This is a genomic window from Methylophaga thalassica, assembly GCF_030159795.1.
In the GTDB taxonomy this organism is placed as follows: Bacteria; Pseudomonadota; Gammaproteobacteria; order Nitrosococcales; family Methylophagaceae; genus Methylophaga; species Methylophaga thalassica.
The window spans coordinates 240,022-253,910 of sequence record NZ_BSND01000004.1 but is presented as its reverse complement, the minus strand read 5'-3'; the positions used below and the strand labels follow the sequence as shown (position 1 = coordinate 253,910).

Here is a 13,889-nt window from a genome sequence, read left to right as displayed (position 1 = left end):
TCGATCCTTTTTTACCGTGGTGTTATTGTAACTTTTTCCTATAAATCTATAATTGCTGTTTTTAGAAAATTATTGTTTCTGAATATTTAGGAATGGTTATGCAATCGCTGGATGATATGGTGATCTTTGGCGCTGTAATTGATGCAGGTGGATTTACTGCTGCAGCAAAACAACTAGGTATTTCAACACCTGTAGTAAGCAAAAGAATTACAGCATTGGAAAAAGAACTTGGGGCAAGACTGTTATTCCGATCAACACGCCGGTTAAGTTTGACTGAAGAAGGCCGTATTTTTTATCACCATTGCCGTAAAGTAATATCGGTAGCTCATGAAGCTGAGGCGGCAGTGACGTATTTAAACGATACGCCCCGTGGTTTATTACGCATTACAGCACCGGTTACCTTTGGATCACATCAGGTGGCTGAAGCGATTCCAGGTTTTCTAGATGAATATCCTGAAGTGTCTGTTGAAATGGATGTTAGTGACAGAACGGTTGATTTGGCCGATGAAGGTTACGATATTGCTATTCGTTTAACTCGAGAGCCGCCGCCACTGTATGTGGCTAAACTCCTTAGCACAACACATCGCGTTGTTTGTGCATCACCCGCGTATTGGCAGAAGTTTGGCAAACCAAAGGTACCGGCAGATTTGGCAGCGCATCAAGCCATTGTTTATACCCCCAATCCAACTTATAACCATTGGATTTTTGAAAAAAACACGGAAATAGAAACGGTTGAGGTCAAAGGGCGGTTTAATGTCAATAACACCGATGCGATGTTGGAAGCCGCTATTGGTGGCATGGGGGTCATTATGTTGACGTCCTATACCGTCGATAAAGCTATCGCATCAGGACAGTTAGAAGCGGTGCTAGAAGAGTATGAAACGCCGGGGGCAAATATCTATGCGATGTATTTGCCCACTATGTATTTATCGAGCAAAGCCCGGGCATTTATTGATTATATGAAAGCATGGTGTCAGAAAAAATGAGATGGCTGCAGTCAGAAAAAACGACATGACATGTTAGCCATGCCGTTTATTTCTCTATGCTGATTTCTGAGCTTCAATACTACGTTTAATCAGTGGTGCAATGGTTGAACCCTGAACAACGATTGAGAAAATCACCACAACATAGGTCATCATCAATAAGAGGGTGTGGTAATCGACACCATTCACAAATAAAACTTCTTTTGGAATAGAGGCTGCCATGGCCAGTGCCAGACCGCCACGCAAGCCTCCCCAAGTCAGGATTTTAATAGCGTGTGCGTCGTAGGTTCTGAAGCGTTTAAAACCAATATAAGGTATAGCGACGCTAGCAAAACGGGCCAGAAGAACCAAAGGAATCATCACCAGTCCCAGGCCGATTTCTGTCCAGCTAACTGGCAGAATTACTAACATCAGGCCGATTAACAGAAAAAGAAGCGCATTTAGGAATGCATCTACCGTGTGCCAGAAGTGTGACAAGGTAAACTGACTATGTTCCGAGAAACCGACGGTACGGGTGATATTGCCGATAACAATACCACTCACCACCATGGCTAGAGGTCCTGAGACATCAATCACATTGGCTAATGCATAACCTGCACTTGGAATACATAAAGTAATTAGCAGTTCAATACTGGAATCATTACTACGACAGATACACCAGTGAGCTACAAAGGCCAGCACAGCGCCAAATACGATACCGCCAACCGCATCCACCAAAAACAGCTCTGCTACCCCAGAAAAGGTAGGTTCAGCACCTGAGAACGCTAAAGCAAAGATAGTGGTAAAAACGACCAGACCGACACCGTCGTTAAACAGCGATTCACCTTCTACCTGCACGGATATTTTTTCCGGTGCGTTCATCTTTTTGATAATCGCCAGTACGGCTATCGGATCGGTCGGGCTGATTAATGCGCCGAATAACATGCAATAAATTAGTGGCAGGTTCCAACCTAACAGACCTAATACCCAGAAACTGGCATAACCAATCAGTACGGTAGAAAGTAGGGTGGAGAACAACGCCATGATGGTGATTTCCCAGCGTTGCTGACGAAGCAGATGTAAGTCAATTTCCAGGGCGCCAGCAAATAGAAGAAAGCCTAACATCCCTTTTAATAACAAAAGGTTAAAGTTTAATCCCTGAAACGCTTCGCTGATGGATGCAGCCAGATCATTACCACCAAATTTAATTAATGCCATCAACAGAAGTGACATGGCTACTGAGCCAGTGGTGATAGCAATAGTCGTTTGCAACCTCAGTAGATATTGATTAGCAAAAGCAATAAATACCGACACCGCCGATAAAAAGCAGAGGAAATACCAAGCGTTCATGGGTTGCTCCAAATTTTTAAATTTTAAGATCTGTTTTCAGAGCAAACGCATTAGCGCTACTGTGAGAACAGTACTTAAATATTGACTGAATCAATGGTGTGTAGAGCTAAAGTCAGGCAATTTGTTCCCGATCACATAGCCACAAAATATGATCGCTGTGAGACAGCATTGTTATCACAGAAGTGATGCCAAAATTGGAATTTGCTAATAGACAAATCGAGATGTGGGACCTTACTACTTCTGCTTTGAACATTTCAGCCATCGTTCAGACAAGCGCGACAAGTTTAATGCTATTCCATCGGCCTGTAAAAACTAATTTTGTCAGTTTTAACGGTCGCTATGAAAATGGTTAATTTAGTATTAGCAACGGAGTTGGTTTGTTTTATCTACGCGGACTTTTAAGATCAAAATAACCATAGGTGGCGACAATTAAAAAACACCCAGTGGGGAAGGCGAGACAAAAGTAGGTGCCATGATACGCAAACAAGACCAAAGCCGGTTCTCCTGACTCATGACATAGACTTTGCTGAACACTTTAACTAGCGGGCAGCCACGCCCCAGGCAGCAAAACAGATAATTAATAACAAAAAGATATGGCGTTTATCACGATAAACAAAGGTCTTGAGTTCGGTCATTTTTTCTCCGCCGCTTTGTGTTTTTTCAATCAGTTTTTCAATAAAGTGATAAACGATACTCTCTCAGCTAACTATCGTTTATCTAGTGGCAGGATCTAACTGCTGCACTTCCCTAATAGTAAATGGCTGTTGTATCGTGTTGCCTGTCATTGATGATTCACCAAAAGGACTATGCATGCGAGCGCTATTTGCTATCAAGGGATTCTTGTTATTCAGTTTGATTGCTTTTTTGAATGCCTTTGTCGATCTTGGGCATAAAATACTGATACAAAACACTATTTTTAAAACCTATGACGGTGATGTGCAAATCATGCTCTCAGCATTGGTCAATGCCTTAATCCTGTTACCGTTTATACTGATGATGACCCCATCATCGTTTCTTTCTGATAAATATCCTAAAAATAAAGTGATGCAATACAGCGCCTTATCCGCCATCGTTGCCACTGTTTTGATTACGATTTTTTATTATCTAGGCTGGTTCTGGGCTGCCTTTTTAATGACACTGGCATTGTCTATTCAAAGTGCGATTTATTCTCCAGCCAAGTATGGCTATATAAAAGAACTGGTCGGTGTAAAACAGCTTGCCTCAGGCAATGGTGTGATTCAGGCGGTGACGACAACAGCAATTTTGCTGGGGACACTGGCATTTAGTTTTGGCTTCGAGTCTTTATTGAGCAATCATTATTATCGTCAGCCTCAGGATATTTTGCCGTTGATTGCATCGCTGGGCTGGATTTTAGTGCTTTTATCCACAATAGAGTGGTTCGCGACATTAAAGCTCGAGCAAAAATCTAGCATCAGAAAAGAGCATGAATTCGATACTAAAGCTTATCTTAGTGGTCGTTCCGCCATTACTATTATGAAAGAGTTGTCCAGTAACCAGGTGATCTTTCGATCGGTGATTGGTCTGGCTGTGTTCTGGTCTTTATGTCAGGTTATGCTGGCTACCTTTCCGGCTTTTGCTAAAGATATTGCTGGCATTGACAACACCATTATTATTCAAGGCACGATGGCTTTTGCCGGTATCGGGATTGTGATTGGGGCATTTATGGCCGGTAAAGTATCGTCAAATTATATTGAAACCGGGCTTATTCCAGTGGGTGCAATGGGGGTTGCATTAACAGTCGCCTTTGTCAGCTTTGCTATCACGCCATTTTTACAGGCCATTAACTTCTTTTTACTCGGGGTATTTGGTGGACTTTATCTGGTGCCACTGAATGCTTTGATTCAATATCATGCCAAAGCGGGTCAGATGGGCCGTATCCTGGCAGGGAATAACTTTGTGCAAAACATTGCCATGTTGTTATTTCTGATCCTGACGATGCTAGCTGCTTATGCGGGTATGAACAGTCTGGGCATTTTTGCCATTTTGTTGGCGGTGGCTCTAATTGGTGCTGTCTACACTATTACGCAATTACCTCAGTCACTGGCACGTCTTGTTGTCTCATTGGTGTTTTCATTACGTTACCGTCTGACAGTACTCAATATGGAACGTATTCCCGCCAGTGGTGGTGTATTGATGCTGGGTAACCATATCAGCTGGATCGACTGGGCGATTGTACAAATGGCAAGCCCACGTCCGCTTCGCTTTGTCATGGCAAAATCGATATATGAACGCTGGTATCTGCGTTTTATCTTTGAGTTCTTTAATATTATTCCTGTTGGTACAGGGGGCAGTAAACAAGCACTTGATGCGGTACGGGAAAGTTTAAATAACGGTGAAGTCGTGTGTTTATTCCCGGAAGGTGCGATCAGTCGTAATGGTCATTTGGGCGAGTTTCAGCGTGGCTTTGAAGTCGCTGCAGCAGACGCCAATGCGGTAATTGTGCCTTTTTATCTTCGTGGTTTATGGGGAAGTCGTTTTTCCCGCTCAAGTGATCGTTTAAAAACACTGCGTAGTAAACAGTCTTTTTCAGATTTAATTGTGGCTTTTGGCGAACCACTCGCCATAAATTCAGATCGGTTTGCGGTCAAACAAGCCGTTTTACAACTTTCGGTAGATGCATGGACGAGTTATACCGAAACCTTGGAGCCATTACCTGAAGCCATTATCAAAGGTTTAAAACGTCAGGGCAGTGAAATGGCCGCCGCAGACATCATAGGCTCTACGATGAGTGGTCACAGAATGCTGAGTGCGTCGATTTTATTTTCTAAACAGATTCCTGCTGACTGCCACCAAAATATCGGCATTTTAATGCCAAGCTCCAGTGCGGGTGTTATTGCCAATATTGCCAGTTTGTTGAAGGGAAAAACGCTGGTCAATCTCAACTTTACCGCATCTGCTGAGGCGCTGGCTGCAGCCATCGAAAAAGCCGATATCAACACGATTATTACTTCCAGAAAATTTGTGGAAAAACTCAGTAATAAAGGGTTTGATGCGAGCCTTATAGATAAGGCGAAAAATCTGCTCTATATGGAAGATTTACGTCAGAATATTAAAAAGCGTGACTTCATCAGCATGATGATTTTTGTCCGTTTAATGCCGCTGGAAGTTATCAAAGCGCGTTATATGACCGCGGTAAAAGCAGAAGATCCTGCGGTGATTCTATTTTCATCCGGCAGTGAAGGGTCGCCGAAAGGTGTCTTACTGTCGCACCGAAATGTTATCAGTAATATCAAACAGGTAGCGGATGTTCTTAATACAGAACGTGATGATGTGGTTATGTCTGTTTTGCCGCTGTTTCATGCTTTTGGCTTAACCGTGACCACCTTATTACCACTGGTCGAGTCACTACCAGTGATTTGTCACCCGGACCCAACCGATGTCAGAAATATTGCCAAAGGCATCGCGACTTTCCGTGGCACGATTCTGTGTGGTACATCAACATTTCTTCGTATGTATGTGCGTAACCGTAAAGTGGAACCGTTAATGTTGGAGTCTTTACGTATTGTTGTCTCCGGTGCCGAAAAACTGAATCCAGATGTGCGTGACAGCTTTAAAATTAAATTTAATAAAACCATCTACGAAGGTTACGGTGCAACGGAAACTACACCCGTGGCAAGTGTGAATATTCCAGATAAGCTGGCGCCTGATACTCTAACAACACAGGTGGGCAGTAAGTTGGGTACCGTCGGCATGCCTCTGCCTGGTACACGTTTCAGAATTGTTAATCCTGATACATTTGAAGATTTAGCAGCGGGTGAAGATGGTTTAATTCTGATTGGCGGTAATCAAGTGATGATGGCTTATCTTAATGATCCTGAAAAGACTGAAGCAGTGATTACTGAGCAGGATGGCGTACGTTGGTATCACACTGGTGATAAAGGGCATCTTGATGAAGATGGTTTCCTGGTGATTGTGGATCGTTATTCTCGTTTCGCTAAGGTCGGTGGAGAAATGATTAGCCTTGGCGCCATCGAATCAGCACTAAAGTCATATATCAACGAAGAGGTGGAAATACTAGCCACCACGGTCGCCGATGATAAAAAAGGTGAAAAAGTCGTGTTGCTATACACCCAGGAACAAGCGGAGTCTGAGATAAAACAGGCGATCAGTGAACAATTATCACCGTTAATGCAGCCCAGCAAACTGTTCTATGTAGAGGAGATCCCCAAACTGGGTACAGGCAAAACTGATTTAAATGCAGCAAAAAAATTGGCTGCAGATGCTGTTGAGTGAGTCTAGAACAATGAAACCGTGTTGGCTTGGAAGAGAGATATGACAGATACGCAGCAGATGACCGATTTTTTAATGGAGCTGGATGCGCTAAAGCATATTAATCGTCGTAGTTATATTACCGGTGGTGAACGTCTTGAAAACTCTGCAGAGCATTCCTGGCATCTGGCCATGGCGTGCTGGAGCTTGGCTGCGCATTTTCAGTTAGATATAGATATGGCGAAATTACTGCAATATGCGCTGGTTCATGATTTAGGTGAAGTTGATGCCGGCGATACGTTTCTGTATTCGGCGCAAAGAGATACGGCAAATCAGGCGGAACGACAGTGTGTGGAACGCTTTGCCAAGCATCAAGGTAATGGTATCCAAGACCTGCTTACCGTCTGGGATGAGCAGGAGTTTGGTGATAGCACTGAAGCAAAATTGATGAAGGCGGTGGATCGGCTTTTGCCTTTTTTATTGAATATTGCTGCTGAAGGTAAAACCTGGAAATTACATCAAATAAAGGCCTCGCAAGTACACACTGCTCATGCCTTTATTGCAGCGACATTTCCTGAACTGCATCAATGGATTAGTGAGAAGATTGCATTTGCAACAGAGCAGGGCTGGTTATTAGCGGATGATAAGTCTGAAGTTGCCAGTAAATAGACTCTACAGGCATACTCCATTGTTCCAATGACAAGGAGAGACAAATGACATTAGCTTTAACCCCACTGATTTCACTGATTGCCGGCATTTTAATTCTACTGGTACCACGTCTGCTGAATTATATTGTTGCCATTTACCTGATTATTATTGGCTTAGTTGGTTTGTTTGGTACGCATATCAATCTGACACCATGAACCAGCATAATTAAACGTGAATGATGAATAAGCCTCGACAAAATAGTCGGGGCTTTTTTATAGAAGTGTAATCAGCTAATGACCTTATCTGATGTTATCGTCTTATTTTTAATGCTCGCTGTCATGGCAGCCTTGCCGAGTGCCAGTGTTATGTTGGTTGTATCCAGAACATTATCGTGTGGCGCGAAACACGGTGTAATGTTGAGTTTTGGCATCGTTCTGGCAGATTTGCTGTATTTGTTATTAGCTATTTTTGGACTGGCCGTGGTGGCAATGTGGTTAGAACAATATTGGCCGTTAGTACAAATAATGGCAGCGCTGATATTACTGATATTCAGCTATCAGCTTTGGCGAGCAGGCAAACTTGATACTCTCTCGTCAGCACATAATAAACACAGCACATGGGCGAGTTTTGTTGCAGGGTTTACGTTAACCGCGGTCGATTATAAGGCTATTGTTTTTTATCTTGGCATTCTACCGGTTTTTATCAATAACAACGAAATCACATTATCTTCATCACTGATATTGTTAATTACTACTGCTGTATCAGTAGCTTCGGTAAAATTAACTTATGTTTATCTTGCCAATCTTGTGCAGCAGCATTTTTTGCCATTACAAAAAGGTCATCAAATCATGTCCGTCATGCTGCTGCTGACAGCGTTGTGGTTAATGATTAATCTGATAGTGAAATTTATATAAATTTAAGGGTAAAAAATGGTGGATGATAGCCAAACTCGTCCGGATGACATCATTTGTGATTGCAGTGGCACCACGAGGGCGAAGATAGAAAGTCTGTTTGAGCAGGGTATTATCGATATCGATACAATCTCACGCAAAACAGGCGCTGTCTCAGGCTGTGGCTCATGTGAGTGGGATATTGAAGCCTTGCTGGATGAGCTGGTTCAGCGACTTTCCTGATCAGGTTTTCAGGTTTTCCACATACAACATTGTAGCGCCAGCAACTGCTGCGGGAATGACTAAAAAGTTAACAATAGGAATCATAGTAGCGATTAGCGTGGCAAAACCAAATCCCAGTGCCAGACTGCGATGCTGACGAAGTTTTTCGCGCTGTTCTTTAAAACCCAATAAATGATTGCCCATCGGATAATCATGATAATCCAGCGCCAATGTCCAGCTTGATAAGAAAAACCATAAAACCGGCGCGATAAGGTTCAAGCCTGGAATCCACGAGAGTAATAATAAAGGCAACATCCAACGCAATAAATAAGCCGTTTTACGCAGTTCATTCATCACCATTTTAGGCGTGTCTTTAATGACCTGTGTCCATGGCATATCTGGCGGGCTTGCCCCTGAAACCTGCTTTTCAACCATCTCTGCCAGAATACCGTTGAACGGTGCCGCGAGTATATTGGCGATAATAGAAAACGTAAAAAATACAATTAAGGCCAATAAGATCACAAAAAGTGGCCAGATGATCCAGGTCAGCGCACTTTCTAACCATGCCGGTAACCAGTTTGGCATCAGTGCCTCAAGCCAGCCTTCGAAATGAGATAAACCAAACCAGATAGCGCCACTGAATAACAAGGTATTTATCAGCATTGGTAAATAAGCAAAGCGTCTGATACCGGGCTGATTAATTAAACTGAAGCCCTGAATTAAGTAACGTGCGCCTTGGATCATTTTTAGCATAAGTGCCTCATTCAGTGTTGCAGTAGTGGCTTAACCATAAATAGCTTGATGATTAAGAAAGCGGCATCAGTCAATACCGATGCCGCTGGATAATAATTTAAGGGAGGGTGACAGGCTCTGGTGCTACCCAGCCTTCTTTACGATACTCCGCGACCACTGTGGTATAGACACCACCACGCACGTTGAATATACCTGTTATACGCATAAATCTGGGCTGACATACTGCCACCAGATCATCCAGGATAGTGTTGGTCACTTTCTCGTGGAATGCGCCCTGATCGCGGTATGACCACATATAAAGTTTGAAAGCCTTTAATTCAACACATTTTTCATCTGGAACATAGTCGAGTTTGATTGTGGCAAAATCAGGTTGTCCTGTCTTAGGACACAGACAGGTAAATTCAGATGTTTCGATGTGAATGGTATAATCGCGGTCCGGTGTTGCATTATCGAAAGTTTCTAATTGTTTGCTTGGCTGTGTAGACATGGTTGCTCTCTGAAGTAATAAAATAAAACGACTATTATCTCTTAACTGAAAGATTATATTAAGTGTCTGAAATAATTATCCTGATCATTGTTATCCTTATCGCGTTTGCCGCTGCTAGTTGGTATGCCCATCATAAAAGTCAACAACGTGCCAGTGAATTCGAGCGTGAACTGGATCTTCATAACGACGAAGATGAAGAGTTCAAAGAACGCTTTGACGCGCTTTTTGAGCAAGAGTTGCATGAGCAGTCACCATCTTCCACGTCATCGTTTAGTGAAACAGAATCAAGCGAAATAGACATTGATTTATTTGATGAGCCATTAGCGCTGACAGAAGAAGATAATGTGGTATCAGAGCCACTAAGCCAGACTGAACAACAAGAAAAACCAGCTAAGAAAGCTAAACCAGAACCTGCGCCAGCACAAGACTGGGATATGGTTATTGCATTCACGATTATGGCTGAGTCAAGCACGATGTTTTCTGGCAAAGCGGTAAAAGCCGCTCTAGAAGCACAGGACTTACATTTTGGTGATATGCAGATCTATCACCGTTTCACTCAAGGTTCACGAAAGCAGTCTTTATTCAGTGTCGCCAATATCATCGATCCTGGCACACTTTTGCCTGATAAATTTGTTTCTATGTCGACACCAGGCTTATTGATCTTTGCACGGTTACCGGCACCAGTAAATGGTTTAGCTTTATTTGATGATCTACTGGACACAGCAAGAAATATGACCCAGTCACTGGGCGGCATTCTCTGTGACGAAACCCGTCAGCCGGTGAGTGAAGATGCCGTAGAAGCGATGCGAACCAAAATATTTGAATACCAAATGTCCGTCCAAGCCGAAAGTGATCACCTGTCGAATGACTACTTCAATTGATATTACCCAGCGAGCTGCTGAGTTACGTGAGCTTCTTAATCATTACAGCTATCAGTATTACGTTTTAGATAATCCCGAAGTACCGGATGCTGAATATGATCGTTTATTTCGTGAACTACAAGCGATAGAGAGCGAATATCCGCAGCTATTATCTGCTGATTCGCCCACACAGCGCGTGGGGGGGCAGGCGCTGGATAAGTTTGATGAAGTTCAGCATTCGATTCCGATGTTGTCTTTAGATAATGTCTTTGACCAGCAAGAGCTAAGTGCTTTTGATAAACGTGTTCGTGACTGGTTAAATACTGATAAAGCCCAAACTTACGCAGCAGAGCCTAAACTCGATGGCCTGGCTATCAGTATTCGTTATGAGAACGGTATTTTAGTTCAGGCGGCAACCCGCGGTGATGGCACAACTGGAGAGGATGTGACGGCCAATGTTCGCACCATCAATTCGGTGCCATTAAAGCTGCAAGGCGAGCATATTCCAGCGGTTGTTGAGATTCGTGGCGAGATTTTTATGCCCAAGGCCGGCTTTGAAAAGTTGAACCAGTCTCAGTTGGCAAATAATAAAAAACCGTTCGTGAACCCTCGCAATGCAGCTGCCGGATCATTAAGACAACTGGATTCCAAGATTACCGCATCCAGACCGCTGGAAATTTACTGCTATGGTATCGGCGTGATTGAAGGTATGCCTCGCCCCAACAGTCATTCTGAAGCGATGACATTGATTGCTGGTTGGGGATGTCGTATTTCTCCTGAACTAAAAGTGCTAGAAGGCTTAGAAGCCTGCCAGCGATATATTGATGACCTGGCCTTGCGTCGGGATAACCTTGAATATGATATCGATGGTGTGGTGTTTAAAGTTGATGACACCGCATTGCAGGAACGACTTGGTTTTGTGTCGCGGGCGCCACGGTGGGCTATTGCCTATAAATTTCCTGCACAGGAAGAGATGACCACGGTTGAAGATATTGAAATTCAGGTCGGTCGCACAGGGGCATTAACGCCTGTAGCTCGATTGAAACCGGTGTTTGTCGGTGGTGTTACGGTGTCCAATGCGACACTTCACAATGAAGATGAAATACGCCGTAAAGATGTCCGCATCGGTGATACCGTTATTGTGCGACGAGCCGGCGATGTGATTCCTGAGGTCGTGAAAGTAATTATCAGTAAGCGCCCTGATGATGCACGTGAGTTTGTTATGCCAACGGCTTGTCCTATTTGTGGCTCGGATGTGGAGCGGGAAGAGGGTGAAGCGGTATCTCGTTGTAGCGGTGGTTTGTTTTGTGCGGCACAGCGTAAAGAAGCGATTAAACATTTTGCCTCAAGAAAAGCATTAGATATTGATGGTCTGGGTGATAAGTTGGTTGAGCAACTTGTGGATTCAGGCCATATCAAGGATGTGGCAGATTTGTTTTTACTGGATGTCGATACTATCGCCAGTCTGGAACGCATGGGACAAAAATCTGCTGAAAACCTGGTTAATGCGCTGAATGCGGCTAAAGCAACACGATTCCAGCGCTTTCTTTATGCATTAGGCATTCGGGAAGTCGGTGAAGCCACAGCACGCGCTCTAGCATTACATTACTCGTCGCTGGAAGAACTGATGCAGGCGTCTTCAGAAAGTTTGATGGAGATTGAAGATGTAGGGCCAGTAGTTGCCCATCATATTGAGACATTTTTTCAGCAATCACATAATCGTGAGGTGATTGAGCGTCTGTTGAGCGTAGGTATTCACTGGCCAACGGAAGAGAAAAAACAAACCAATACTGCGCTAAGTGGTAAGACAATTGTTTTAACCGGAACGCTACAGACCTTATCCCGCAGTGAAGCGAAAGAAAAGTTGTTGGCACTTGGCGCAAAAGTCGCTGGCAGTGTGTCGAAAAAAACAGATTATGTGGTTGCTGGCGCTGACGCTGGTTCAAAGCTGACAAAAGCAGAATCACTTGGTATTGAAGTGGTTGATGAAGCAACATTACAACAGTGGTTAATACAGGAATAATGATGACAGCACTTGCAGACGCTATTAAAAAAGTCGCTACCGGACCTCATCTCAGTAAAGACCTGACTGAGCAAGAAGCGTTTGATGTGATGATGGAGATTTTGTCAGGCAATGCAGATCCTGTTCGAGCCGCGATATTCTTCATTGCCATGCGAATGAAGCGTGAGACCAATGAAGAAAACTTAGGTATTCTCAGAGCATGCCAGTCAATGACTATGTGCCAGTCGGTGGATGTCGACCAATTATTTATTTTTTCTGACCCGTTTAATGGCTTTAATCGTCATTGCCCAATGACTGCATTTTTGCCAGCCGTTCTGGCTGCCTGTGATTTACCAACCATGTCACAAGGGGTGTTCGAGATGGGCCCTAAGTTTGGTGTTACACATGCTCAGGTCTTATCACTGGCTGGCTACAATATTGAAAAATCGACGGCCGAGGCGGCTGACGCCGTGATGAATAATCAGATTGGCTGGGCCTATTTAGATCAGGCTCAGGCAAGTCCTGCCTTATTTGCATTACAAACACTACGCACGCAAATGATTAAACGTCCGAGTCTGGCGACATTAGAAAAAATGATTATGCCATTAAAAGCAAAAAAACAGACACATTTGGGTATTGGTTTTGTGCATAAAGAATATCCGGACATTCTGGGCTGGTTAGCTGAGGCATTTGGTTATAATTCCGCTTTTATCGCCAGAGGCCTTGAGGGAGGTTTAGTACCGACATTACGTGAGCCGTCAAATAATCATCGTTTGTTAAACGGTAAATTACAGGCTTGCACACTGGATCCTGAAGAGTTTGGTATTGAACAAGATACCAGAGGTGTTAAAACGGATGATGATGTCACTGCCCAACGCACACTTGATGAAGGTCAGCAAGCTTTATCAGGCGTAAAAGGTCCTGCATACGATAGTCTTGTCTATGGCGCTGCCATCATACTTTGGCATTGTGGCGTCATGGTGTCTCAGCGTGAAGCCGCAGATTATGTCAGGAGCATTATTGATAATGGTAAAGCGAAAATGCACTTTGAAGCAGGTCTCGGCTAATGGTTTTTCAGCGCACATTAACATTTAAAAGTCCCGGACGAGGTACCACTAATATCACCCCTGATATACAAGAACTTGTTGCAGAGTCTGGTGTGTCTACAGGTACTTGTCATGTCTTTGTTCAACACACCAGTGCTTCATTAATGCTCTGTGAAAACGCTGATCCAGATGTGCGTCACGATCTTGAAACCTTTATGCAGCATTTGGTGCCAGATGGCGATCCGATGTTCAGGCATCAGGATGAGGGACCGGATGATATGAGTGCCCATATTCGTACGGTTTTAACCAATCCAGATCTAACTGTTCCGATAAGTGGGGCACAGTGTGATTTAGGCATTTGGCAAGGAATTTATTTGTGGGAACATCGTACCCATCAACAACGCCGTCGCATTATTGTGACGATAATAGGTGAATAACA

At 43.7% G+C, this 13,889-nt stretch carries 13 protein-coding genes; 10 read left to right on the top strand and 3 right to left on the bottom strand.

Going from position 1 to position 13,889, the window contains the following annotated elements; translation table 11 throughout:
• Nucleotides 1-98 precede the first annotated feature (98 nt).
• Nucleotides 99-986, top strand: a complete 888-nt coding sequence (locus QQL60_RS06055) for a LysR family transcriptional regulator (RefSeq protein ID WP_007144979.1) — start codon at nucleotides 99-101, stop codon at nucleotides 984-986.
• A gap of 54 nt (nucleotides 987-1,040) precedes the next feature.
• On the opposite strand, the gene QQL60_RS06050 is transcribed toward QQL60_RS06055, so the two are convergent.
• Nucleotides 1,041-2,312: a cation:proton antiporter gene (locus tag QQL60_RS06050; RefSeq protein ID WP_284722746.1), complete on the bottom strand. Its 1,272-nt coding sequence runs from the start codon at nucleotides 2,310-2,312 to the stop codon at nucleotides 1,041-1,043.
• A gap of 810 nt (nucleotides 2,313-3,122) precedes the next feature.
• Here QQL60_RS06050 and QQL60_RS06045 point away from each other — a divergent pair.
• The 5 genes from QQL60_RS06045 (at nucleotide 3,123) to QQL60_RS06025 (ending at nucleotide 8,323) form a co-directional block, all read left to right on the top strand.
• Nucleotides 3,123-6,566: an acyl-[ACP]--phospholipid O-acyltransferase gene (locus tag QQL60_RS06045; protein WP_284722745.1), complete on the top strand. Its 3,444-nt coding sequence runs from the start codon at nucleotides 3,123-3,125 to the stop codon at nucleotides 6,564-6,566.
• A gap of 39 nt (nucleotides 6,567-6,605) precedes the next feature.
• Nucleotides 6,606-7,211: an HD domain-containing protein gene (locus QQL60_RS06040; protein ID WP_284722744.1), complete on the top strand. Its 606-nt coding sequence runs from the start codon at nucleotides 6,606-6,608 to the stop codon at nucleotides 7,209-7,211.
• A 44-nt stretch (nucleotides 7,212-7,255) separates the two neighbouring features.
• A complete protein-coding gene (locus QQL60_RS06035; protein ID WP_007144986.1) occupies nucleotides 7,256-7,405 on the top strand; it encodes a DUF3096 domain-containing protein in 150 nt (49 codons plus the stop codon).
• A 78-nt stretch (nucleotides 7,406-7,483) separates the two neighbouring features.
• Nucleotides 7,484-8,104, top strand: a complete 621-nt coding sequence (locus tag QQL60_RS06030; RefSeq protein ID WP_284722743.1) for a LysE family translocator — start codon at nucleotides 7,484-7,486, stop codon at nucleotides 8,102-8,104.
• Between the two features lie 15 nt (nucleotides 8,105-8,119).
• Entirely contained in the window at nucleotides 8,120-8,323 is a 204-nt protein-coding gene (locus QQL60_RS06025) for a (2Fe-2S)-binding protein (protein WP_284722742.1), read from the top strand.
• Here the strand turns inward: QQL60_RS06025 and cysZ are convergent, their stop codons facing one another.
• Together cysZ and queF are read right to left on the bottom strand one after the other, a co-directional pair.
• Nucleotides 8,324-9,055 carry a sulfate transporter CysZ gene (gene cysZ, locus QQL60_RS06020; protein ID WP_284722741.1) on the bottom strand — a complete coding sequence of 244 codons (732 nt, stop codon included), beginning with the start codon at nucleotides 9,053-9,055 and terminating at the stop codon, nucleotides 8,324-8,326.
• A 97-nt stretch (nucleotides 9,056-9,152) separates the two neighbouring features.
• Nucleotides 9,153-9,542 carry a preQ(1) synthase gene (gene queF, locus QQL60_RS06015; RefSeq protein ID WP_007144990.1) on the bottom strand — a complete coding sequence of 130 codons (390 nt, stop codon included), beginning with the start codon at nucleotides 9,540-9,542 and terminating at the stop codon, nucleotides 9,153-9,155.
• Nucleotides 9,543-9,604: 62 nt separating this feature from the next.
• On the opposite strand from queF, the gene QQL60_RS06010 reads away from it, so the two are divergent.
• From QQL60_RS06010 to QQL60_RS05995, 4 genes are read left to right on the top strand one after another with little or no spacing between them, the layout of a single operon-like run.
• Nucleotides 9,605-10,423 (top strand): cell division protein ZipA, encoded by an 819-nt coding sequence (locus QQL60_RS06010; RefSeq protein WP_273180520.1) that lies wholly within the window; start codon nucleotides 9,605-9,607, stop codon nucleotides 10,421-10,423.
• Nucleotides 10,407-12,425 (top strand): NAD-dependent DNA ligase LigA, encoded by a 2,019-nt coding sequence (ligA, locus tag QQL60_RS06005; RefSeq protein WP_284722740.1) that lies wholly within the window; start codon nucleotides 10,407-10,409, stop codon nucleotides 12,423-12,425. Before QQL60_RS06010 ends, ligA begins: the two co-directional genes overlap by 17 nt.
• 2 nt (nucleotides 12,426-12,427) lie before the next feature.
• Nucleotides 12,428-13,471 (top strand): anthranilate phosphoribosyltransferase, encoded by a 1,044-nt coding sequence (locus tag QQL60_RS06000; RefSeq protein ID WP_284722739.1) that lies wholly within the window; start codon nucleotides 12,428-12,430, stop codon nucleotides 13,469-13,471.
• The gene (locus QQL60_RS05995; protein WP_007144994.1) at nucleotides 13,471-13,887 is read left to right on the top strand and encodes a secondary thiamine-phosphate synthase enzyme YjbQ; all 417 of its coding nucleotides are present in this window, start codon (nucleotides 13,471-13,473) and stop codon (nucleotides 13,885-13,887) included. Before QQL60_RS06000 ends, QQL60_RS05995 begins: the two co-directional genes overlap by 1 nt.
• The last annotated feature ends 2 nt before the right edge of the window (nucleotides 13,888-13,889 follow it).

Coding starts and splice junctions, on each gene's coding strand:
- QQL60_RS06030 (WP_284722743.1), top strand. CDS start 7,484: ATGACCTTATCTGATGTTATCGTCTTATTTTTAATGCTCGCTGTCATG.
- ligA (WP_284722740.1), top strand. CDS start 10,407: ATGACTACTTCAATTGATATTACCCAGCGAGCTGCTGAGTTACGTGAG.
- QQL60_RS06050 (WP_284722746.1), bottom strand. CDS start 2,312: ATGAACGCTTGGTATTTCCTCTGCTTTTTATCGGCGGTGTCGGTATTT.
- QQL60_RS06000 (WP_284722739.1), top strand. CDS start 12,428: ATGACAGCACTTGCAGACGCTATTAAAAAAGTCGCTACCGGACCTCAT.
- QQL60_RS06035 (WP_007144986.1), top strand. CDS start 7,256: ATGACATTAGCTTTAACCCCACTGATTTCACTGATTGCCGGCATTTTA.
- QQL60_RS06045 (WP_284722745.1), top strand. CDS start 3,123: ATGCGAGCGCTATTTGCTATCAAGGGATTCTTGTTATTCAGTTTGATT.
- cysZ (WP_284722741.1), bottom strand. CDS start 9,055: ATGCTAAAAATGATCCAAGGCGCACGTTACTTAATTCAGGGCTTCAGT.
- QQL60_RS06025 (WP_284722742.1), top strand. CDS start 8,120: ATGGTGGATGATAGCCAAACTCGTCCGGATGACATCATTTGTGATTGC.
- queF (WP_007144990.1), bottom strand. CDS start 9,542: ATGTCTACACAGCCAAGCAAACAATTAGAAACTTTCGATAATGCAACA.
- QQL60_RS05995 (WP_007144994.1), top strand. CDS start 13,471: ATGGTTTTTCAGCGCACATTAACATTTAAAAGTCCCGGACGAGGTACC.
- QQL60_RS06055 (WP_007144979.1), top strand. CDS start 99: ATGCAATCGCTGGATGATATGGTGATCTTTGGCGCTGTAATTGATGCA.
- QQL60_RS06040 (WP_284722744.1), top strand. CDS start 6,606: ATGACAGATACGCAGCAGATGACCGATTTTTTAATGGAGCTGGATGCG.